The 24,342-nt window shown below is 31.0% G+C and carries 17 protein-coding genes; 14 read left to right on the top strand and 3 right to left on the bottom strand.

Annotated elements, in window-relative coordinates:
- Nucleotides 1-63: 63 nt before the first annotated feature.
- Entirely contained in the window at nucleotides 64-936 is an 873-nt protein-coding gene (locus tag IX290_RS02090) for an RluA family pseudouridine synthase (RefSeq protein ID WP_249168807.1), read from the bottom strand.
- A 147-nt stretch (nucleotides 937-1,083) separates the two neighbouring features.
- Between IX290_RS02090 and IX290_RS02085 the strand changes: the two genes are divergently transcribed.
- From IX290_RS02085 to IX290_RS02065, 5 genes are all read left to right on the top strand, one after another.
- Nucleotides 1,084-2,205, top strand: coding sequence for an alanyl-tRNA editing protein (locus tag IX290_RS02085; protein WP_211491545.1), 1,122 nt, complete (start codon nucleotides 1,084-1,086; stop codon nucleotides 2,203-2,205).
- A gap of 62 nt (nucleotides 2,206-2,267) precedes the next feature.
- Entirely contained in the window at nucleotides 2,268-3,323 is a 1,056-nt protein-coding gene (rlmN, locus tag IX290_RS02080) for a 23S rRNA (adenine(2503)-C(2))-methyltransferase RlmN (protein ID WP_211491558.1), read from the top strand.
- A gap of 23 nt (nucleotides 3,324-3,346) precedes the next feature.
- Nucleotides 3,347-5,524: a transglycosylase domain-containing protein gene (locus IX290_RS02075; RefSeq protein ID WP_211491544.1), complete on the top strand. Its 2,178-nt coding sequence runs from the start codon at nucleotides 3,347-3,349 to the stop codon at nucleotides 5,522-5,524.
- A gap of 313 nt (nucleotides 5,525-5,837) precedes the next feature.
- Nucleotides 5,838-8,840 carry an AAA family ATPase gene (locus IX290_RS02070; RefSeq protein ID WP_249168805.1) on the top strand — a complete coding sequence of 1,001 codons (3,003 nt, stop codon included), beginning with the start codon at nucleotides 5,838-5,840 and terminating at the stop codon, nucleotides 8,838-8,840.
- A 5-nt stretch (nucleotides 8,841-8,845) separates the two neighbouring features.
- Entirely contained in the window at nucleotides 8,846-10,120 is a 1,275-nt protein-coding gene (locus IX290_RS02065) for an McrC family protein (protein WP_211491543.1), read from the top strand.
- Nucleotides 10,121-10,414: 294 nt separating this feature from the next.
- Here the strand turns inward: IX290_RS02065 and IX290_RS02060 are convergent, their stop codons facing one another.
- Nucleotides 10,415-10,876 carry a single-stranded DNA-binding protein gene (locus IX290_RS02060; protein WP_211491542.1) on the bottom strand — a complete coding sequence of 154 codons (462 nt, stop codon included), beginning with the start codon at nucleotides 10,874-10,876 and terminating at the stop codon, nucleotides 10,415-10,417.
- Nucleotides 10,877-11,267: 391 nt separating this feature from the next.
- On the opposite strand from IX290_RS02060, the gene IX290_RS02055 reads away from it, so the two are divergent.
- From IX290_RS02055 to corA, 8 genes are all read left to right on the top strand, one after another.
- Nucleotides 11,268-12,170, top strand: coding sequence for an Abi family protein (locus tag IX290_RS02055; RefSeq protein ID WP_211491541.1), 903 nt, complete (start codon nucleotides 11,268-11,270; stop codon nucleotides 12,168-12,170).
- A gap of 278 nt (nucleotides 12,171-12,448) precedes the next feature.
- The gene (polA, locus tag IX290_RS02050; protein ID WP_211491540.1) at nucleotides 12,449-15,142 is read left to right on the top strand and encodes a DNA polymerase I; all 2,694 of its coding nucleotides are present in this window, start codon (nucleotides 12,449-12,451) and stop codon (nucleotides 15,140-15,142) included.
- Nucleotides 15,143-15,160: 18 nt separating this feature from the next.
- Nucleotides 15,161-16,069, top strand: coding sequence for a DNA-binding protein WhiA (gene whiA / locus IX290_RS02045; RefSeq protein ID WP_211491539.1), 909 nt, complete (start codon nucleotides 15,161-15,163; stop codon nucleotides 16,067-16,069).
- On the top strand, nucleotides 16,066-17,025 hold the full coding sequence (locus tag IX290_RS02040; protein ID WP_211491538.1) for a bifunctional riboflavin kinase/FAD synthetase: 960 nt from the start codon (nucleotides 16,066-16,068) through the stop codon (nucleotides 17,023-17,025). The genes whiA and IX290_RS02040 overlap by 4 nt, the downstream gene beginning before the upstream one ends.
- Nucleotides 17,000-17,677, top strand: coding sequence for a ScpA family protein (locus tag IX290_RS02035; RefSeq protein WP_211491537.1), 678 nt, complete (start codon nucleotides 17,000-17,002; stop codon nucleotides 17,675-17,677). Before IX290_RS02040 ends, IX290_RS02035 begins: the two co-directional genes overlap by 26 nt.
- A gap of 18 nt (nucleotides 17,678-17,695) precedes the next feature.
- The gene (gene murJ, locus IX290_RS02030) at nucleotides 17,696-19,156 is read left to right on the top strand and encodes a murein biosynthesis integral membrane protein MurJ (RefSeq protein ID WP_211491536.1); all 1,461 of its coding nucleotides are present in this window, start codon (nucleotides 17,696-17,698) and stop codon (nucleotides 19,154-19,156) included.
- Nucleotides 19,156-20,679, top strand: a complete 1,524-nt coding sequence (locus IX290_RS02025) for a TaqI-like C-terminal specificity domain-containing protein (RefSeq protein WP_211491535.1) — start codon at nucleotides 19,156-19,158, stop codon at nucleotides 20,677-20,679. The genes murJ and IX290_RS02025 overlap by 1 nt, the downstream gene beginning before the upstream one ends.
- Nucleotides 20,680-20,694: 15 nt before the next feature.
- Entirely contained in the window at nucleotides 20,695-21,762 is a 1,068-nt protein-coding gene (corA, locus tag IX290_RS02020; protein WP_211491534.1) for a magnesium/cobalt transporter CorA, read from the top strand.
- Between the two features lie 441 nt (nucleotides 21,763-22,203).
- Here corA and IX290_RS02015 read toward each other — a convergent pair whose 3' ends face one another.
- Nucleotides 22,204-23,316, bottom strand: a complete 1,113-nt coding sequence (locus IX290_RS02015) for an alanine racemase (protein ID WP_211491533.1) — start codon at nucleotides 23,314-23,316, stop codon at nucleotides 22,204-22,206.
- Between the two features lie 376 nt (nucleotides 23,317-23,692).
- Between IX290_RS02015 and IX290_RS02010 the strand changes: the two genes are divergently transcribed.
- On the top strand, nucleotides 23,693-24,250 hold the full coding sequence (locus IX290_RS02010; RefSeq protein WP_211491556.1) for an XRE family transcriptional regulator: 558 nt from the start codon (nucleotides 23,693-23,695) through the stop codon (nucleotides 24,248-24,250).
- Nucleotides 24,251-24,342 lie beyond the last annotated feature (92 nt).

Here is a 24,342-nt window from a genome sequence, read left to right as displayed (position 1 = left end):
TCGTTTACCTGTCTATATTACAATATTTCGGCTCTTTTGTCAAGGAAAAAATTAGTGATATTTTTATCTGAATAAGCTGTTGAATTCATTAGGTATTTCACTTGTAAAAGAGAATACCTCTTTTGTTATTGGATGTGTAAAAACAATTGAGTGTGCATGAAGTCCCAATCTCTTAATTGGGTTAGTAGTTGCACCATATTTTTTATCTCCAATTACACTGTGTCCAAGCTCCTGCATATGAACACGAATCTGATTTTTTCTACCAGTTTCAATATTTACTTCTACCATAGAGTATCTCTTATTCTTTTTAAGAACCTTGTATGTAGAGATAGCTTTCTTTCCTTCCTCTTTATTGTCAGTAGAATAAGTTATATAAGCCTTGTTCTCAGCAAGGTAAGAAGTAATAGTATCACTGTCTTTTTCCATAGTTCCTTCTACCACTGCAACATAAGTTCTTTCTTTTACCATATCATTCCAATTTGTCTGTAAAATATCCTGAGCCTTTGCAGTTTTAGCAAAAAGCATAACTCCTGATGTATCTCTATCTAAACGATGTACAACAAAAATCATATTTTTAGGATCTTTTTCCTTCAGATATTTTTTTAGAATAGAGTAAGCTGTATTATCCTTTTCTTTAGCAGTAGCCACTGAAAGAAGACCTTTTGCCTTTTCAATAACTATTATATCCTTATCCTCATAAAGAATAGTTACCCCTTTAAGATCCTGTTTACTTATTTTTGCTTTACCAATGCTTACAGTTTGACCTGCCTTTAAAAGATAGTTATATTGTGATACAACCTCGTCATCAACTAGGACTCTTTTATGTGTAAGCATAGATTTTATACTGTTACGACTGTTTTCAGGCATTTTTTCCATTAAAAACTTCATAAGTTCCATACTGTTATCAACTTTAAATACTGTATTTTGTTTAGCCATATTTTCCTCCATTAATATATTTACTCCCTATTATATCACATCTTTCAAAGAAAAAATATATTTAAATAGAGGGAATAAAAATTAATCAAAATAATGGAAATATGATATAATATGAATGGACAATTTGTATTAAGGAGGGAAAGTAAGATGGGAATTAAAGTATTAGAATGTAAAGAGGAAAAAAATAGATTTAGTATAGTAGTTGAACCTAAGGATATATTTTATGTAGATGGAAAAGGCGGACAGCTTGGAGATAGAGGTACTATTGGAAATTCAGATGTTTTAGAAGTATTAGAAGGTAAGATCTATGTAAATCGTAGATTAGAGGTTGGAGAACATGACTATACTATTGATGAAGGAAGACGTAAAGATATAGCTCAGCAACATACAGCACAGCATACTTTTTCAGCAGTAGCTTTTAATGACTATGATTATAATACTGTGGGATTTAGAATGAGTGATGATTATACAACAGTTGACCTTGATTCTAATGATCTTACAGATGAGATAATAAACAAGATAGAGAAGAAAGTAAATGATATTATAAATTCAGGAATTGATATCAAAATCTACACATTAAACCATGAGGAGGCTATGGAGAAAACAGGACTTCGTAAACCAATAAAGGAGAAAATAACTGGTGATGTAAGATTTGTTGAGATACCTCATATAGATCTTGGAGCATGTGCTGGATTTCATGTTGGGAACACAAGAGAGATGAGACTTTTCAAGATTATAAATTATGAAAGAGTAAAAGGTGGATATACAAGATTCTACTTTATAGCTGGAGATAGAGCACTTAAAGATTATTCATACAAGCATCTGATGAGCAGAGATCTATGTCATATGTTCAGTTGTAAAGAGAGCCAAATACTTGATATGGTAGATAAGATGAATGAGGCAAAACAGGAGCTTGAAAATGAAATGAAGAGCCTTGCTTTTGAATATTCAGAACTTTTAAGTAAAAAACTTTTAGCTGAAGCTGTAAAAATTGGAGATCACAGAGTTGTACTATATTCAGGAAATAAACTTGTAGGAGAGGATCTTCATAAAAATATAAGTGATGGGGATGTTATACTTATTACAAATCATGGAGAAAATTACTCAGTTGCTTCACAAAGTGTTGATTGTAAAGGGTTAATTGGATATATTATGAAAAATGAAAGTGGAATAAAAGGTGGAGGAAGCAAGGTAAGAGGAAACTTTAAAGGTGTAATTAGTCAGGACAGGCTAAAAGAGTGTGTTGAGGGGTATATAAAGAGTATCTAATTTAGTTGTAATTCTTTGTATATTCTGATATAATACATTGCTAATGAATTAATATGGAGGAAATAATGTCAGAAAAAATAAATTTACTTAATTTAAATCAAGAGGAACTAGTAGAATTAGTTGTTTCACTGGGGATGAAGAAGTTTTACGGGAAACAGTTATTCAACTGGTTACATAAAAAAATAGTTAGAGATCTTAATGATATAACAAACCTATCTTTAAAGGATAGAGAACTGCTTTCTGAAAAAGCATATATACCATTTTTAAATCTTTTAAGACATCAGGTTTCAAAAATAGATAAAACAGAAAAATTCCTATTCCAATTAGAAGATGGAAATACAATTGAAACTGTACTTTTAAGACACAAGGATAAGAGAAATACACTATGTATCTCATCACAGGTTGGATGTGCAGTAAAATGTGCATTCTGTGCTACAGGACAAGGTGGATTTGTAAGAAACCTTAATGTAAGTGAGATTATAAATCAGGTGTATACAGTTGAAAGAAGACTTGTAAAACAGGGAACAAACCTTAATAATATCGTATTTATGGGAATGGGAGAACCATTACTTAACCTTTCAAATGTGTCAAAAGCACTTGAGATACTATCAAATGAAAATGGAATAAATATCTCAAAAAGAAAGATCACTATCTCTACTTGTGGAATAGTACCAAGTATAGAAAAAATCTTACTTGAAAAACTTCCAGTAGAACTTGCAATCTCTTTACACAGTGCAATAAATGATAAAAGAGATCAGATTATTCCAATCAATAAAAAATATCCATTGGAAGATTTACATGCTGTTTTACAGGAATACCAAAGACAGACTAAGAGAAGAATTACATTTGAATATATCTTAATCAATAACTTCAACGTATCTGAAAATGATGCAAATGCACTTGCAGACTTTGTACATGACTTTGATCACGTTGTAAATCTAATCCCTTGCAACCCAGTTGAGGGAACAGATCTTGAAAGACCATCAGATAAGAAGATAGAAAAATTTGTAAATTTCCTTGAAACAGTTAGAAAGGTAAATGTTACAATAAGAAGAGAAAAAGGTACTGATATAGATGGTGCCTGTGGACAATTGAGACAGAAAACTCCTAAAAAATAACTAACTGATTAGGGAGGAGAGTTATGAAGTTAAAGAACTTTTTGAAATTTCTACTGGTTATCATTATAGTCGGTGGAATAGCAACAGCAGGAGCTGGTTTTTATATTTTAAATAAGTATTACAAAGCTCTTCCTGATATTTCAAATATCATTGAGGAGTATTCTCCATCAGTACCTAGTACTGTTTATGATAGAAAAGGTAGAGTAATAGATGTAATTTCAAAAGAAACAAGGGATATAGCAAAGTTTAAAGAGATACCTCTGAATGTTAGAAATGCATTTTTAGCTATTGAAGACAAAAAGTTTTATGAACATCATGGTATCCATTTTAAAAGACTTATAGGAGCTATTGTAGCTAACCTAAAAAGTGGACGTGCAGTGCAGGGAGCGAGCTCATTTACTCAGCAACTTGCAAGAAATGCCTTTCTTTCACATGAAAAGAGTCTTGACAGAAAGATAAAAGAGGCACTTATTACCTTTGAGATAGAGAGAAAATATACAAAGGATGAGATATTTACAAAATATTTAAATGAGATATATTTTGGAGCTGGAGCATATGGTATAAAAACTGCTGCAGAGAGATTCTATAGAAAGGATATTTCTCAGGTAAATCTTCCTGAGGCAGCTTTACTTGCAGGTATTCCAAATAGACCTGAAAGATATAATCCTACCAGAAAGCTCGATAATGCTCTAAATAGAATGAGACTTATACTTTCTGAGATGTATAAAGATGGTAAGATAACAAAAGAGGAGTATGACAAGGCTTTAGCACATAAATTCTACAATGATAAAAATCTTCCAAAGGATTTTGTAATGGATGATAATACCACTATAATATATGGTGATAAAAACTTTGTAGAGTACAATGTACCTGACTTTTCAACTCTTGTTTTGGATATTCTTTCAAAGGAATTTGAGGAGAACACCCTGTATACAGGTGGACTTAAGATATATACAACACTTGACCTTGATATGCAGAAAGTTGCAAAAGAGACTTTTGAAAACTACCCTCTTTTAAAAAGAGAGAATATGCAAGGTGGTATGATTACCATTGACCCAAATAATGGTGAGGTAATAAGTATCGTTGCAGGTAAGAACTTCAAAATTGGTGGATTTAATAGAGCCACAATGGCAAAACGTCAGTTAGGTTCATCTTTTAAACCATTCCTATACTTTACAGCTCTGCAAAATGGATTTGAACTTAATACAATAGTTGAAGACAGATATCTGCAATATGGTAACTGGATACCTAAAAACTATGGTAGCAGATACAATAGAAATATGACTTTAGTTACAGCTCTTGATAGATCTGTAAATACTGTATCTGTTCAGCTATTAGAAAAAGTTGGAATAAGTACTTTTAAGAAAAATATGGCACTTTTAGATCCAGAACTTAAAATACCTGATAACCTTACAGCTTCTTTAGGAACTGTTGAACGTACACCACTTCAGCAGGCACTTAATTACAGTGTATTTGCAAATGGTGGATACAAGATAGAACCTGTAATTGTAACATCTGTTGTAGATAAATATGGTAACGTGCTTTATGAAAATCATGGTAAGAAGGAAAAAATCTATGACAGTCTGGATACAAGCCTTATTACATATATGTTAAAGAGCTCTGTAATGTTTGGAAGTTCTAATAGAGCTTCAGTTTATGATGCTAATAAACGTAGAATTGAACAGGGTGGTAAAACTGGAACAACTAATGAAAATAGAACTCTTTGGTATGCTGGAATCACTCCTAACTATGTAACAACTGTCTATGTTGGGTATGATGATAATAAGCCTATACCAGGACGTATAAGTGGTGGTACAGGTGTTGCTCCATTGTGGGGAGAATATTATCAGGCACTTGTAAATAAGGGAATGTATGACACTACTGCTAAGTTCTCTTTCCTTGATAACTATTTAAAATCTGGAGATCTTGTAAATGAGACTTTATCACTTACATCTGGACTTTTGGTAGACAGTGGAAGAAACTTTGTTATGAGAAGAGGAAGGGTTGAGATAGAAAGTGATGCTAAGTATTCTAAGGGAATACAGGGAATCTGTGAAAATATGGGATATTATAATAATACTCAAGCTGTGACTCCAAATACTGGAAATCAGAATACACAGATGCCAAATCATGATATCAACAACCAACCTGATACAAATGAGTCTACTGACCCATTGTTACAAAGACTTTTAGGAAATTAGACATTAAGCTGTGTGAATAATTATTTGCACAGCTTTTTTTTATTTAATGTTATAAAATAAAATTCTCTTAGCTATCAATTTTTTCTATTTATTTTGCTCACAGAAAGAAAATCCGAAACTCACTTCGTTCAGACAGTCGAATTTTCAGTATTCTGTTTCGCTACATAAATTACGAAACAATTTCTAATGCCCGTGAATTTTATTTTTTATAAGAACAGTATAATAGAAAAATCCATATTTTAGATGAAATAAAAAAAATAAATGGTAAAATAGAAGTGTAGGGCTAGAGATTACAGAATTAAGGGGGAGGAATATGGAGAAAAATTTTACTTGGATAGATTTTTACAAGGAGTTTGCTACTAAGCTTGTTGAATATGAAAACAGAAGGGAATTACTTTTGGATAATATTTATAAAACATTAGAAGAGAGTAAGATAAAATCTAATTATTTAGGAAAAAATGGAGAAAGAACAACAGACATAGATCCATTTACGATATTTGGTATCTTTAATAGAGGTTTAACGAATGAAAATAGAAAGAAAATAGTTGAAAATATTAAGAGAATTTTTGATATAAATGAAAAAGTAGATGAGATAAACTTTGGAGGCATTCCACTGCTGAATAATCAGGCAGCACTTTTTTATAAATTTGAAGATGAAAGAGAAGAAAGTGATATACCAAATTTGTGGAGGTTATTTAAAGCAGCAGTCAATTACTCAGAAGAAGCGAATGAAACTAATACAAATACATTTATAATGAGTCTGGATGATTGTTTAAAAATAAAGGGAATTAGATATAACATAACTCTTGGTTTATTCTGGATAAGACCTGATACCTATATAAATCTTGATAGCAAAAATCGTGAGTTTATATTAAAAAATAAGGGTTTCTCAGAAGATATAAAAAATCAGCTTAGTTCACTGGAAGATGAATTAACAGGGGAAAAATATCTTGAATTTTGTAATAGTTTAAAAAAAGAAATAGAAAATAATAGATTTGAATTTAAAAATTTTGTGGAACTTTCTTGGAATGCCTATGAAAAGCAGGACAATGAAACAAATTATCCAGTGTGGGTAGAATACTTTCAAGAGTTTGCAGATAAACTCTTAGAATATAAAAATAACAGAAAAGTTATTGCTGATATGGGAATGGAGATATTTAGAATCATATGGAAAGATATATCAAAATTTACAGAAACGGGAGAAGATCCAACAAATCTGGATCCTTTTACAATTTTTGCAATGTTTACCAGAACAATGGCAGATGAGAGCAGAATAACTTTTCTTACAAAATTTAAGGAGTATTTAAATATCAAAGCAGATGTACCTAAAGAATTTCCAGGGCTGCCAATTTTTAGTAATCTTCATACACTTTTCTATGATATCAATGATTCTAACAAAGAGGTAGTTATAGATGAACTGTGGAATTTTTACGAGATAGCAATAGATTATAGTAAAAAAGAGAATAAAAATAATAGAGAGAGGTTTATACAGTCATTTGATAAGCTCCAGACTTTTAAAGGGGTGAAAACCAACATAACCTGTGGGCTTTTCTGGATGAGACCTTTGAACTTTTTCTATTTTGAAGGAAAGGCAAGAAATTTTCTAACTAAATTAAATGGCTTAAATAAAGAGGCAGTAAGCACTATAGAGGGATTTAGAAACAAGATATCTGGGGAAGATTATCTAAAAATATGTAAGATTATAAACAGTGAGCTAGATTCAGGAAATTTAGATTATGATAATTTGATTGAACTATCTATAGCTGTGCAAAGGGGAGAAGTGGAAATGGTTAAAAACAAAAACATTATACTTTATGGACCACCAGGAACTGGGAAAACATATAATACTAAAATATATGCAGTAGCAATTTGTGATGGGAAAAGTATAGAAGAAGTTAAAAAAGAAAAATATGAGGATATTTCAAAAAGATATGCAGAATTACAGGAAGGAGAAAGGATAAAATTCAGTACATTTCATCAATCATATAGCTATGAGGAATTTATCGAGGGGATAAAACCTTGCTTTGATGAAGATAATAAGCTTGATTATGAGTTGAAAGATGGAATATTTAAGACCTTTTGTAAAAAAGCAAAGGGGATAGAAAGCAAAACTAATATATTAGATGAAAAGAGTGTATTTTTAGAAAAAAGGGCTCCAGTAATATGGTGTGTACATTTAAAAAACGAAAAACAGGATTTGAAAGAGTATTGTTTTGATCATGATGAAATAAGAATCGGTTGGGATGTTAACAACGTAGAAACAGCTGATGAATTTGAAGAACAATCATCAGTTAAAAATATGAAAGTAAGGATGCAGATTGGGGATATTGTACTGATTTTTAAAAATCAAGAGGGATTAGTTGATGGAATAGGAATAGTGGAAAGCGATTATGATTATTCTGAAGATGTTTTTCCAGATTATCCAAGAATGAGGAAGATTAGGTATATAAAAAAGAATGAAGAGGTAGATGTTTTTGATTTAAATAACAAAAAGATATTTACCAGATATACAGTTTTTCCACCTGCTGCAATGAATGAAAAGAATAAATATCTTGAATTATTTAAAAAAATAGGATATTCAGAAGAGGAGTATAGAAAAGAACTCAAAAGTATAATAGATAAAGAAAAAGAAAATCCAAAACCATATGTTTTTATAATTGATGAGATAAACAGAGGAAATATCTCAAAAATATTTGGAGAACTTATAACTCTTATTGAAGAGAGTAAAAGGCTGGGAAAACCTGAAGAGACTTTGGCTATTTTGCCATACTCTGGGGATGAGTTTTCAATACCTGATAATCTTTATATTCTTGGAACAATGAATACAGCGGACCGTTCTATTGCAATAATGGACAGTGCATTAAGAAGAAGATTTGTATTTAAAGAGATGATGCCTGATTCAGCTTTACTTGAAGGTATTAAGGTTGAAGATGTAGATATAAAAAACATGTTTGAGATAATGAATAAAAGGATAGCTTACCTATATGATAGAGATCATACAATAGGTCATTCATATTTTATGCCATTAAAAGATGACAATAGTATAGAAAATTTAGCACTGATATTTAGAGAAAAAATTATCCCTTTATTACAGGAGTACTTCTATGAGGATTATGAAAAAATACAACTTGTATTAGGGGACAATCAGAAAGAGGATAGTGTGAAATTTATAATTGATAAGAAGGTTGAAAAGGGATTATTTGGAGATAGCACTGAAAGTTTTGATTTTTCAGAAAAAATATATGAGATACAGGATGGTGCATTTTTAAATCCCGACAGCTATATTGGAATATATCAAAAGAATATTAAGGATTGATAACTATGAAAAAAATAGTAGTTAGGGAGTATGATAGAATTCATAGTTTTAACAGCCAATTGGATAGCTTTGTTGAAAAAGTGGAATTTGAAAAGTTAAAAAGATTTATATTTACAAAAGAAAATATTGGAGAAGATAGCCCATTAAGTTTTTTTGATATAGGTTATCACAGGGAAATTGGAGAATATATTCAGATTCAAAACTATGTAGGGGTAATAGAACTGGGAAATAGCTTTCAAATAGAGATATTACCTAAAATAGCTGGATATAATAGCTTTAATGAAACAAGAGAAATTTTAATGAATATGATAAAGGCTATGGACAGATTCCCCATGAAAATATATAGAAGTGCCAACACAAGAGCCTATGAAATGAATATTTTTGAGATATTTATCAACATGTATCTTGTAGAAGCAATGGAGATAGTAAAAAGAGGATTGGTATCTGATTATGTAAATATGGAAGATAATCTTAGATTTTTCAGAGGGAAATTTCAGATAACTACACATGTAAAAGAAAATTTCAACAGAAAAGATAAAACCAGGATGCAATTTGATGAGTACAATATGGATATAGCTGAAAATAGGGTCATGAAAAGATGCATAGAGAGATTGAGAAAGATTTCAAGGAATGCTAAAAATCAGAAATTGGCAATAAGACTGCTTCCACATTTTGATAGAGTTAAAGATACGAAAAATATTGAAAAAGAATTCAAAGAGATTGTAATAAGCAGAAAGAATAAGCACTATAAGAGTATTATAGATTGGTCCTGGATAATATTAAAGGATAAAAGTTTTTCATCAGTTTCAGGTGATAATAGTACAAGGGCTTTACTCTTCCCAATGGAGCAGCTATTTGAAGCTTATGTTGGAAAATGGATAAAGAAAAAATTTGCAGAGTTTGGGTATGAAGTTACTTTACAGGCAAAAGGGAAATATCTCTTTGATGAGCCTAGAAGTTTTAGATTGATTCCTGATATTGTTATTAAAAAGGATGGAAAAACTATTGGAATAATGGATACAAAATGGAAAATACTTAGTAATGATATGTCAAATTATGGAATTTCTCAAGGGGATATGTATCAGATGTTTGCCTATTCCAAGCTCTATAATTGTGAGAATATATTTTTGCTTTATCCCAAGAGTGGCATAACTGATGATGAGATTAGCTATATCGGGCATGATATTAATGTAAGGATATGCTTTATAGATTTGAAAGATATGGAACAAAGTATAAATAATTTGTTAAGTCATTTACAAATGTCTTATAATAATAATTAGTTTTATTTAAGCCTCCTAAAATTATAGGAGGCTTTTTTACAAAAAAATGAGGTTGCTGTATCCATAAAAATAAAATTCCCTAAGCTATCAATTCTTTCTATTTATTTTGCTTACAGAAAGAAAATTTGAAACTCACTACGTTCAAACAGTCAAATTTTCTGTATTCTGTTTCGCTGCATAAATTACGAAACAATTTCTAATGCCGTGAATTTTATTTTTATATCATGAATCATTTTTTATAAAAAAATAGCCTTCTATATCACTATAGAAAGCTATCTCAGTTCTTATATCAAACTAGAATGGGAATTCATCATCGTCTTCAGTTTCACTAACATCATTATCTGGTACGCTGTGGAAATCTGGTTCAGCAGCACGAGATTGTGTAGGTTTTGGAGCTGAGTATTCAGGTTCATAAGGTTCATATGGGTCTGGACCATTGTATGAACCAGATGAATTTTTAGGTTCTAAGAATTCTACAGTGTCAACGATAACATCGTAGCTAGTTCTTTTCTCCCCATTGAATTCATATCTATTCATCTGAAGTCTTCCTGTTACACCAGCTTTTTTTCCTTTTCTTAAATATTCCCCTATTAATTCTGCTGTTTTACCAAAAGCAACACAGTTTATAAAGTCAACTTCATCTTTTGAAAATGCTCTATCTACAGCAAGTGAAAATCTTGAGTATGCTTTTCCACTTTGCCCAAATTTCAATTCTGGATCTCTTGTTAATCTTCCAGTAAGAATTATTGTATTCATTATATATACCTCCCAAAAATAATTTATTCCTAATTAATTAAGTAACATTATTATATCATATCTTAAATTTACTTACAATTTTATATTGGACTAATTTTCTGTTCTTTTTTTATAACTAAGGTTCTTGAAGACTTGATAGAAACAGGCAATTTCATTTGTGGCTGTACGAGAGAACCAGAGTTAATAATGCTCAAAAATGAAAGTGATAAAAGAAAAAATAAAATCGAATGGAAATAGCGGTTATAAGGAGTGTAGAGAAGTTAATAACTGGAAAATTTATTGACAAATCCTGTTATATCATATATAATTTAAATATGATATAGACCTCTTCACACCTCTGACAATGTCATGTGGCCCATGTTGGGGTCGTTTTTTTTAGGGAGAGAATAAGATGGTTGAAAATCATTGGAGTATAGATTTCATTAGTTCACAGTTAAAGCAACCAACAACATTTGAAGAACAGTTAAACAAATTAGAAAAAAGAAATTTGATTATAGAAGACAGAGAATATGCTTTACAAATATTAAAAAGAATAAATTATTATTATATTACTGGATATTTACATAACTTTAAGGAAAAAGATAGTGATAATTATATAAATGGTATAACTTTTAATCATATATATAAAATAATTAAGTTTGATATGAGATTGAGAAGCATATTTTTATATGCAATGGAAATGATAGAAAGAAGTTTAAAAACTAATATTTCCTATTATTTCTCACATAATTATCCCAATGGGAATATTTCTTATTTTTTTGATAGAGATTTTGAAAATAAGGATAAACATTCTAAGTTTATAAGTTATGTAAAAAAGAATATAGATAATAATGAAGATTTGCCATTTATTCAACATCATAAGCAAAATTATCAAGGTTATTATCCCACATGGGTAGCAATAGAAGTTTTTACATTGGGGAATTTAGAAAATTTTTATTCTTTATTAAATACGCCTACACAAAAGAAAATAGCCAAAGAATATGATTGTAGTAAATTTCAATTGGCAAATTGGATAGAAGCAATGAGAAGATTTAGAAATATGTTGGCACATGATACAAGATTATATAATTCAAAAGTAATCTTCACTCCAGCAAAGAAAAAAGAAAATAATATAACTACTAATAAAATTTTTGATTATGTATTGGTAATGAAATATTTAGTTTTAGACAAAGAGGAATGGGATAATAAAATAATAATAGATATAAGAGATGTTTTCAATGAGTTTGCTTCATATATAGATATAAAATGCATTGGTTTTCCAGAAAATTGGGAGACTATATTAAAGAACAAATAATTTTTAACCTCAGTAGCATTACTGAGGTTTTTTTATACAAAAAATTAAGAACACTTGATAATCCTGAGTATAAAAAAAGAGGGTATAACTATTATGGAAAGTCGAATAATAGCGATGTCCTTATCCTATGTTGTATTAGAAAACAACTGCAAAAAAGATTAGAACCTCGATATCTAGGAGTATTAGCGTGAGTTGCAACCCTTGTAATCTCGTGTATTACTAATTCTTTAATTTTATGTTATAATATTTTAGTAAATGTAAAATCCAAGGAGGAAACTATGGAAAAGAAAAGAGCGGTATTATTGGATGTAAGTGCTATGATGTTTAGAGCTTACTATGCTAATATGAGTTTTAGAACAAAAAATGAACCTACAGGAGCTATTTACGGATTTGTAAATACTTTATTGAGCATAATAAATGAATTTTCTCCTGATTATATTGGAGCGGCTTTTGACGTTAAGAGATCATCACTTAAAAGAAGTGAAGCATATAAAGAGTATAAAGCACATAGAGAGGCTGTACCTGAAGATCTTTTAAAACAGATACCAAGGATAGAAGAGCTTCTTGATTGTTTAAATATCAATAGATATAAAGTGGAAGGATACGAGGCAGACGACGTATTGGGAACGCTTGCAAAGGATTTTTCAGATGAGGGAATAGAGACATATGTAATTACAGGGGATAAAGACCTGGCTCAGATCTTAGATGAAAATATCCACATTGCACTTTTAGGACAAGGTGCAGATGGTAAATTTAAGATACTTTCAACAGATGATGATGTAATAGAGCATCTAGGTGTACCTAGTGACAAGATTATAGAGCTATTTGGACTTATTGGAGATACAAGTGACGGTATTCCAGGTGTAAGAAAAGTTGGACCTAAAAAGGCTATTCCAATGATTGAAAAGTATGGAACACTTGAAGGTGTCTATGAAAATATAGATAAACTTACTGAGATTCCAGGAATTGGTAAGACAATAATTAAAAATATGGAAGAGGACAAAGAGCTTGCTTTCCTAAGTAGAAAACTTGCTACTATCTGTAAGACTCTACCTATAGATTTTAAAGTTGAAAATATGGGCTTTAAAATGGATAGAGAAAAACTATATGAGCTTTTTAAAGAGCTTGAATTTAAAGTATTTATTAAAAAACTTGGACTGGGAGAAGAGGAAAGTGCTGCTCCAGTTAAAAAAGTTGAAAGAGTATTTGCTTTGATAAAGGATAAAAAAGATTTTGATAAGATGCAAAAGACTCTTTCTAAAGTTGGAAGAATAGGTATATATTATACAGATCTTGGTATTGGAATAAGTTCTGAAGAGAACGACTACTATCTTCCATTTGCAAAGAAAAGTGAAAGTAAGATAGGAGAAAATATCTCACTATTTGGTATGGAACCTCAAAAGAAAGAGGAGAGTGAAGATATTGATATTCAGGAATTTTTTGACGGATACAAGGGAAAAATCATTACTTACAATCTGAAAAAGTTCTTAAATCAGGGAATGAAAATATCAAACTGTGATATGGATGCTATGATAGGATACCACCTTATAAGCTCTCAAACTACTGAAGATGTAGAACTTCCTATTACTAAACTTACAAATGCACCACTTCAAAGTTATGTAGATAAATTTGGAAAGGAAAAACCAGAAAATCTACCTGAAGATGAGTATGGTAAATTTGTAACTCAAAGATCTTATGGGCTTTTAGAATCATATAAGATACTACATGAAGAGCTAGATGACAGAGATCTTCTAAAGGTGTTAAATGAGATAGAGATGCCACTTATTGAGATACTTTCAGCTATGGAAAGAAAGGGTATAAAGATAGATCCTGAGTATTTCAGCAAATATGGAAAAGAACTTGAAGATGCATTAGATGGGCTTCAAAAGAGTATATATGAGATAGCAGGAGAGGAGTTTAATATCAATTCTCCTAAACAGCTTGCAGAGATTTTATTCTTTAAACTTAACCTTCCACCTGTTAAAAAGACTAAAACTGGACTTTCAACTAATGAGGAGGTTTTAGAGACTTTAAAAGCAAATGGAGCAGAGATTGCATCATATATACTTGATTATAGAAAACTTTCAAAACTTAAAAATACATATGTTGATGCTATACCAAAATTAAGAGATGAGGAAAATAGAATTCACACTACATTCAATCAGATAGGAACTGTAACTGGAAGACTTTCATCATCAGATCCAAACCTTCAAAATATTCCTGTAAAATCAGATGAGGGAATAAAGATAAGACAGGGATTTGTAGCCGAAAGTGGTTGCGAACTTATGGGAATTGACTACTCTCAAATAGAACTTAGAGTTCTAGCTCAACTTTCTGGAGATGCAAATCTAAGAGCTGCGTATAATAATAATGCAGACCTTCACAGTTTAACTGCAAGAAAGATATTTGACCTTCCAGATGATGTAGAGGTTGGAAGAGAACAAAGAATTATAGCTAAAACAATTAACTTCAGTATCATATATGGTAAGACTGCTTTTGGACTATCTAAAGAGCTTGGAATTACACCTAAAGAAGCTGGAGAGTATATAGATAAGTATTTCAATCAATATCCTAGAGTTAAGGAATTTGAACGTGAAATAGTTGAGCAGACTGAAAAGAATGGATTTACAGAAACTTATTTTGGAAGAAGAAGAATCATAGATGGAATCAATTCTAAAAATAAGAACATTAAAAATCAGGCTGAAAGAATGGCAGTAAACAGTGTAATACAAGGTACTGCTGCTGAAATAATCAAAAAAGTAATGATAGCTGTTTATGATTATATGAAGGATAAAGAGGGAATCTCACTTCTTCTACAGGTTCATGACGAACTTATATTTGAAATTAAGAAAGAAAAAGTGGAAGAATATAAAAAGGATATTGAAAATATCATGAGAAATAGTGTAAAATTTAATGATGTTCCTTTAGAGATAAATACTAATATAGGAGTAAACTGGGCAGAAACAAAATAAATCTATAGGGAGGATAAGATGTCTTATACCTATGATGTCAAATTAGAGATTTTAAATAATGATTTAATAACTGATCTGGAGAAAACAGCAGAGATATCTGCTGTTTTACACAGTAAAAATGCATTTTATGATAAAAAAATAGAGCTTCGTCTTGAAAATATCTCTCTTGCAAAGAGAATATATAAATTTATAAGAGAGACAACAGAGCTTAAAATTGAGGTAAAATACCTGGTATCCAAAAGATTGGGAGAGCATAATGTATATATTATAGCTATTCCAAATCAGAAGGGATTTAAAAAATTCTATGAGATTATGCATAATTTCTCATATGAGATAATACTTGCAAGTGAGGAGATACTTAAAGGATTTATAAGAGGGGTATTTCTATCATGTGGATATATTAAGGACCCTAAAAAAGAGTATGCACTGGATTTCTTTATGGATGATGAGGAAACTGCAGATAAGTTTTACAATATTCTTTTGGAAAAGGGTAAGAAAGTATTTAAGACACAAAAGAGGAATAAACCTCTGGTATATCTTCGTAACTCAGAGGATATAATGGATATTATGGTACTTATAGGTTCTCTTCAGTCATTTTTTAAGTATGAAGAGATGACTATGATTAAAGATCTTAAGAATAAGACTATAAGAGAGATGAACTGGGAAGTTGCCAATGAAACAAAGACACTAAATACTGGAAATAACCAGATAAAAATGATAAACTATATTGAAAAGACAATAGGACTTGATACACTAAGTTCTGTTCTGCAGGAAATAGCATACGTAAGACTTGATAATCCTGAAAGTTCACTTCAGGAGATAGCTGATATGATAGGAATATCAAAATCAGGAGTTAGAAATAGATTCAGAAGAATCGAAGATGTATATAATAATTTAATCAAGGAAGAAACTGAGGAAGAAGAATGAGAATAATAAGAAATATACTTGAGTTGGAAGAAAATCTAAAGAACACATATGTAGCTATTGGAACATTTGATGGAGTACATTATGGACATCAAAAACTTATAAAAGAGGCAGTGGAAACTGCAAAGAAAAAAGGTGGTACATCAGTAGTATTCACTTTTTCAAGTCACCCTTTGGAGCTTATAAACAAGCATAGAGCTCCTAAAAGTATCAATACAATAGAGGAAAAACTATATCTTCTTGAAAATCTAGGTGTAGACTGTGTTATATTACAACCTTTTAACAGGGAGTTTGCAGATCTTACAGCAGAGGAGTTTGTAGATATTTTAAAGGAAAAAGTAGGAAGTGTAGAGGTCTTTGTTGGATTTAACTTCTCATTTGGTGAGGGAGGTAAATCAGATACAGGAGATTTAATCAAACTTGGAAATGAAAGAGGGATATTAGTTCATGAGATACCAGCAGTTTATCTTGATGGAGAGCTTATTAGTTCAACATTTATAAGAAGTCAGATATCAGATGGGAATATAGAGGATATAAATAGATACCTTGGACATTATTTTGTAATAATGGGAGAGGTAGTGCATGGTAAAAAACTTGCTGGAGAGATCTTAGGTTTTCCAACTGCAAATATAAAACTTGCACAGAGAATCTATCCAAAAACTGGAATATATGGTGCAAGAGTTAAAATTGAAGGAGAAGATTTCTATAGAGATGGAGTTGTAAATATTGGGGTCAATCCAACACTTAAACCAGGAGAAAAGAGCGTTGAGGTAAATATTTTAAACTTTGACAGACTTATCTATGGAAAGATTGTAGCTGTAGAGCTTATTAAATACCTAAGAGAAGAGAGAAAATTTAATTCCATTGAGACATTAAAAGCTCAGATAGCTTCTGATGTACAGGAATGGAAAGATATTGTAAGTGAGAGAGATAATGGAAATAGTACTGAAGATAGATAACTTTGAAGGTCCTTTGGATCTTCTTCTTCATCTTATAGATAAAAAAAAGGTGAAGATTGCAGAGATTAAGATTTCTCAATTGATAGATGAATATTTGGCAGTTTTAGAAGAGGCAAAGGAAGAGAATCTTAAAATAAAAGTTGAATTTTTAGTTATTGCTTCTGAGCTTTTAGAGATTAAGGCTTCTGCACTTCTACAAATAAATGAAGAGGAGAATAAGGAGAAGGAGTTAAAAAGAAGACTTGAAGATTATAAACTTTTCAAAGAGGTCTCACTAAAACTTGCAGAACTTGAAAATGAATACAATATATCATATTCCAGAGGAGAGGGTAGAAAGATAATTAAAAAAGCTCCTAAGGAGTATGATTTATCAAAACTTAAGGCTTCTGACCTGTATAGTGCCTATAAGAGGTATCTTGTGGAGTTTGAAGAAGAGGTTATGGAGCTGAAACTTGATAAAAACTATACCTTAAAAGATGAGATGGATAGTTTATACTTAAAATTATATAAAGAGAACAGAACTTTTGATTCATTATTTAGAGAGGCAGAGAATAGAATGCATCTAATATATATATTTCTCTCAATACTTGAGCTTTATAAAGAGGGACTTATTCTGATAGAAGGGGATGTTGTATCAAAAATAACTAGATAACAAGGAGTTTAAACAGATATGTTAAGACAGGGAATTTCAGTTGGTGCAATTACATTTATAAGTAGAATTACAGGTTTTTTCAGAGCATTTTTAATAGCTTATTATTTTGGGTCATCAGGAGTCACTGATGCCTATTTCAGTGCCTTTAAAATCAGTAACTTCTTTAGACAGCTTCTGGGAGAGGGAGCTTTGGGAAATTCCTTTATACCTTTGTATAACAAACTGGAAGAAAATGAGGGAGAAAAAAGAGGAAAAGAGTTTATTTTCTCCGTTTTAAATCTTCTATTTATATTTTCAACAGTTGTAACTATTATAATGATTATATTTTCAGATGGGATAATATCAGCTATTGTTGGAGGGTTTCCACCTGAAACAAAGGCTTTGGCATCAGAGCTTTTAAAGATAATGTCTATATATTTTGTCTTTATAAGTCTATCTGGAATGATAGGAGCAATGCTTAACAACTTTAGACACTTTCTGGTTCCTGCATCTACATCTATATTTTTTAACCTTGCAATAATAGGGTCTGCAATCCTATGTGGTAGAAAATATGGAATAAATGCTCTTGCATGGGGTGTTGTAATTGGTGGAGTATTGCAGTTTTTGGTAGTTTTGCCAACTTTTTTTAAAATAGTAAAAACTTATTCTTTTAAAATAAATTGGAAAGATCCATATATTAAAAAACTGGTAATTATGACTCTGCCTATGCTTGTAGGTATAATGGCAAGACAGCTTAATACAGTTGTAGACCAGTGGTTTGCATCAGGTCTTGAGACAGGTGCTGTAACTGCTCTTGAAAATGCTACAAGACTGTATTTACTACCTGTAGGGGTATTTGGAGTGTCACTTAGTACAGTTATATACCCATCACTTGCACAGGCTATTGCAAAGAAAAAAACAGATATAGCTGAAAGATATATTGTAAAAGGACTGAATATCCTTCTATTTTTAGTAATACCATCAATATTTGTTCTTACTTTTTTCAGTGAAGATGTAGTAAGACTTACACTATCATATGGTAAATTTGGTGAGGATGCTGTTAAAGTTACATCTGAAGCACTTCTATATTACTCTGTTGGACTATATTTCTATACAGGGGTATTTTTAATGACTCGTGCTTTCTATAGTATGGAAAACAGCAAATTTCCAGTGATATCTTCAGCAATCTCAATAGTTATAAATATAGTTTTAAACTTTGTATTCATAGGACCATTTGGATATAAAGGACTTGCACTATCTACTGCTATTGCTGCTGGAGTTAACTTTATGCAGCTTCTATTTGAGTATAGAAGAAAATATATCTGCTTTAATCTTAAAAATACATTTAAATTCCTTATTAAAAGTTCAGTTATATCATTTATTGCTTTTTTAGTAAGTTTTAAAATAGATTTCTCTTTACTTAAACTTGTTGTATTTGGAGTTATCTATCTGGCTTTTTGGGGAAGGGACCTTTATAAAAATAAAATGGAAGTGTTTTAATGAATAGGGAGCTTAACTATAGTATTTATACTCCAGAGGATATTGCTAAAAGTATGGTGGCAAGAGGACTTGCACTGTATTTTTCAACAGGAGATATAAAGGAGAAAATGGATAAGATAAGGATATGTGACATTTCATGTGGAAATGGCAATCTTTTAATTCCTGCTATAGAACAACTTATAATCCTTTCTAAGAAGGTGTATGGAGAGTATACTTTTAAAAGTCAGTGGGTAACAGGTTATGATATTGATGCTTTTGCTCTTGAAGAGGCGAGATGCAAGACAAAGAGATTATTAAAAAAGTATGGAATTTCATGTAATGTAAAATTTCAGGAGATGGATTCTCTTTCTTTAGAGGGGGAAAAATACAATATCATATTTGGAAATCCACCATATCTTGGTGAGAAAAACAACAGAGAGATATTTAGAAATATAAAGTCTACTGAGTTTGGGAAAAAATACTATGAGCCCAGAATGGACTATTTTTACTTTTTTATAGAAAAAGCAGTTGAGCTTTTGAAAAAAGATGGAATAATGGTATATTTAACTACTAACTACTGGCTTAGAGCAGACAGTGGAGTAAAGTTAAGAGATACCCTTAAAGTAAATGGAAAGTACAGTGTGATGAAGATATTTGACAGTTCACTTTTCAGTGAGGCAACTGGTCAGCACAATATAATCTTTATCTGGAAAAAATCTCTGGAAATATCTGATATAATAGAGGTAGATATTTCAGGGGATAAGTTCACAACTTCAAATAGTGAAATATATGATAATAATGGAAAAATTGTCCTTGCAGATAGAAAAAGCAGGGAATTTAATAGACTGTTTATAGAAAAATCAAACTATATATTAGATGACCTTGTAAATGTCAATCAGGGGATAATCTCTGGGCATGATAAGGCATTTGTATTTGATAAATATGAAAATGAGTTTAAAGAGTATCTTAAGCCCTTTTACAAGAGTAAGGATATAGGGCTGTATTCCAATGAGAAAAATCAGTACTGGATATTGTATCTGGATAAGGATACGCCTTTAAATGAGAAACTTGAAAATTACTTAAGACCTTTTTATGATAAACTTGCAAAAAGAAGAGAGGTTGTATTTGACAGAATCAAATGGTGGCAATTGCAGTGGGCAAGAGAAAAGGAGATATTTGAAGGTCCTAAGATTTTAGTTAGACAGCGTTGTAAGACTAACCGTTTTTCTTATGATGATGGGAAGTTTTATGGAAGTGCTGATATATATTTTATAACTGGGAAAAATCCTCAGGTAAATCTTTTCTATATTTTGGGATTTATGAACTCAAAGATATTTTTGGAGTGGTTTAAATTAAATGGTAAGTTTAAAGGGAAAAACTATGAGTTTTATGCTACACCTTTAAAAGAGACACCTATATATTATCCTGAAAATAGTGATGAACTTGGATATATTGAGGATTTAGTTAGAAAACAGATAAAAAATTATGATGAAAATATTCAACAGGAGATAGAAAATTATTTTATAAAAGTTTATTGTAAATAAACTGGAGGTGACAAAATGGATGAGTCAAAGAACAGAAAGAAGAAGATAGGACTTCCACCAGGTAGTATTCTATACACAGGTGAAAATCCTCAACATAAAGTAAATATAGAGATGATTGCATATAATGACAGTGTAATTAAAAGAGAGATATTTGATGAAGATGAAAATTTAGATGTCCTAAAAAAAGATTTTAAAGGGGTAAAATGGATAAATATTGATGGGATACACAATATTGCCCTCATTAAGAAGATTGGAGATTTATTTAATCTGGATAACCTTGTAATGGAAGATGTGGCAAACTCCACTCAACGTGCAAAGGTAGAAGAAAGAGAGGATTATCTTTTTATAGTTCTTAAGATGCTTAATATAAATCTCATATCTAAGGATATTACATATGAGCAAATCTCTTTTATAGTTGGAGAGGATTATCTGTTGACCTTCCAGGAGACACCAGGAGATGTACTTGATTCTGTAAGGGCAAGAATTGAGTCTCCAAACTACAAGATGAGAAAGAAGAGTATAGGTTATCTTACATATGCAATATTAGATAGTATTGTTGACTATTATTTTATGGTTTTAGATGAAGTGGAGATAGAGATAGATAAGCTTGAATCAAAGGTTATAAATGATTCTGAAAGAGAAGACCTTCAATCTATAATCACATTGAAACAGAAGGTTTCTACACTGAAAAGAACTATTGGACCAATCAGAGAGCTTATTACAAGACTTCAGACTAAAAGTGTTGCAGAGTATTTAAATGAGGATATAAAGATATATCTGACAGACCTGTCTGACCATGGAATAATTGTTTATGATACTTTGGATATACTGAATACTCGTGTTACAGAGCTTATTCAGTTGTATCACTCTACAATCAGTAATGGAATGAATGAGATAATGAAAATTCTTGCTATTATATCAACTGTATTTATGCCATTGAGCTTCCTTACGAGCCTTTATGGTATGAACTTTGATAATATGCCTGAACTACACACCAGGTATGGATATTTCTTCCTTTTAGGAGCTATGTTTGTGCTGGTACTTGGTATGATTGCGTATTTCAAAAATAAGAAATGGTTCTAATAGAAAATAAGGCTGAGATTAACTGAAAAAAGTTGGATCTCAGCTTTTTTTTTATTCCTGGAGTAATTAATTTAAAATTCTCTAGGCTATAAATTCTTTCTATTTATTTTGCTTGCAGAAAGAAAATCCGAAACTCACTTCGTTCAGACAGTCGGATTTTCCGTATTCTGCTTCGCTTCATAAATAACGAAACAATTTCTAATGCTAAGAATTTTAAATTATAATGTTGTGAAAAGATGAATAAAATTCTCTAATCTATAAACTTTTTCCATTTATCTCGCTTACAGGAAGCGAATTTGAAACTCACTTCGTTCAGACAGTCGGCTTTTCCGTATTCTGCTTCGCTTCATAAATTACGAAACAATTTCTAATGCCGTGAATTTTAAATTATAATGCTGTGAAAAGATGAATAAAATTCTCTAATATATAAACTTTTTACATTTACTTTGCTAATTTTATAGAGTTTCCTCTTACATCTACCTCAATGCTCCCAATTACTTCATCTCCATCAATCACAGTATAATAACTGCAAAGATTAGCAGTAGAACATGAGTGATTTGGAATTATCTCTATCTTATCTCCTATTTTAAGATCTGTCTTTCCATCTATATGTATCTTTCCAACCTCTTCAGAAAGTGAGTCAACTATAGCTTCAGGATGTCCAACTACAGTTCCATATCCAACAATAGATGAATTCCCATGAGCACCTTTATCAAGTCCTAAGCATTTTGCTCCAGCATCACAGAGATAGAGATCCTCTCTTGGATGAGAAATAATTGTAGCATAGACTCTTAGAGCACAATCTTTCTCTTTGGCTTTTCCCAGAGATAGCTGAATTGTATCTAAAAAGACATAGTTACCAGGATGGTATACATTTATATTCTTATCAGTTATAGCACCAGCAAATGTAGGTGTAGAACCACTTGTAACATACTCAGGTTCATAACCTGCTTCTTTTAAAAATGTAACTGCTTTGTTTAAAGAGTCACACTCATCTTTTACATAGCTTTCAATCTCTTCATTAGATGTAGCACCATATACATGTCCTGGATGAGATGAGATACCTCTGAACTTTAATCCCTTAAACTCTTTTAACCTGTCAGCAAACTCCACAACCTTTTCAGGAGCTATTCCAAATCTATGTAGACCGCTGTCTATAATTATTGTGTAGCTTACCTCAACTCCATTTTTGACAGCTTGGTCATTTAATAGTTTTGCACCCTCATATGAATCTATTCTTGTAATAAAATCACTTTTCTTAGTAAGAGCTATTACCCTATCAATGCTCTCTTTACTTGCCACAGGGTATGCATACATAATCTTTGGAATATTGTTCTCTGCACATGCTTCAGCTTCATCTAAAGTTCCACACAGGACACCAGTTGCCCCAGCTTCCACCTGCATTTTCAAGATCTCCATACTCTTATGTGTCTTCATCATTGGCCACATCTCTTTGTGATAATTTGTACATAATGCCTGATAAAGTTTTATATTGTTCTTTAAGGCTTTTAAATTTAACACTATTGCTGGAGTCTTTAGTTCAACTTTTTTCATAAAATCTCCCCCTTCATATTTATATGTTTCAATTCAATTATACCATTAAAGTGTCAATAGTAGGGGAAATTAAAGAAAAAAAACACAAATTTTTTTCTTAAAAATTAAATTGTATTAAACTTTATTAAAAATTATAAAAGTTTTGTATTGTCATAATTGAGATTTGTATAGTATAATAAAACATTGTTTTTACTATTCCGATAGTGGAATGATTATATTTTTACCTTGAATAAAAAAAGTTACCAAAATAAAAATTAATTATAATTAAATTTTTTTAAAAAATATCCTGTATATCAATAAAAAATATGTGGAGAAAAGGGCACAGATAGTGTATAATTAGGATAACAATATCATGTATGAAAGGATAGCTATGAGTATGGGTGTAGAAATTAATATTGGCAAAAGAGTAAAAAGTGTACGTTTAGCAAAGGGAATTCTTTTAAAAGATTTGGCAAAAGAATGTGGAATCTCATCTTCTATGTTAAGTCAGATTGAAAAAGGCAATGCCAATCCTTCTTTAAATACCATCAAAACAATAGCAAAAGCACTGGAAATTCCAATGTTCAAGTTTTTTATTGAACCTGAAATGAGCTTGTATTCAGCAAATGTACTAAAAAAAGAGGACAGAAAGGTAATTTTGGATGAAGGGGTTATATATGAGGTATTAACACCTGAGGGAACTAAAAAACTTGAATGTATGAAGATGGTTCTAAGTAAAAAGAACAGTGAATCATCTAAAAAGCCTTTATCACATGAGGGGGAAGAAGTTGCTTTAGTGCTTAGTGGGAAAGTAAAGATCACTATTGGAGAAGAAGACTGTGAGATGTTAGAAGGGGATTCTATACAGATACCTGCCTTAATCCCACATAAGTGGACGAATATTCATGAGAAAGAGAGTGTAGTTGTCTATACAGTTACACCACCAGGTTCTTAAATAGAAAACTGAGCTCAAATCTGGGTTCAGTTTTTTTATAGTTAATTTTTTTCGCCTCTTTAAAAATCCATATAATTATGCTATTAATATAT

This window comes from Fusobacterium sp. DD2 (assembly GCF_018205345.1).
Lineage (GTDB): Bacteria > Fusobacteriota > Fusobacteriia > Fusobacteriales > Fusobacteriaceae > Fusobacterium_A.
Note: the sequence above shows the minus strand (reverse complement) of the source record. Positions and strands in the feature narration are given on the sequence as shown.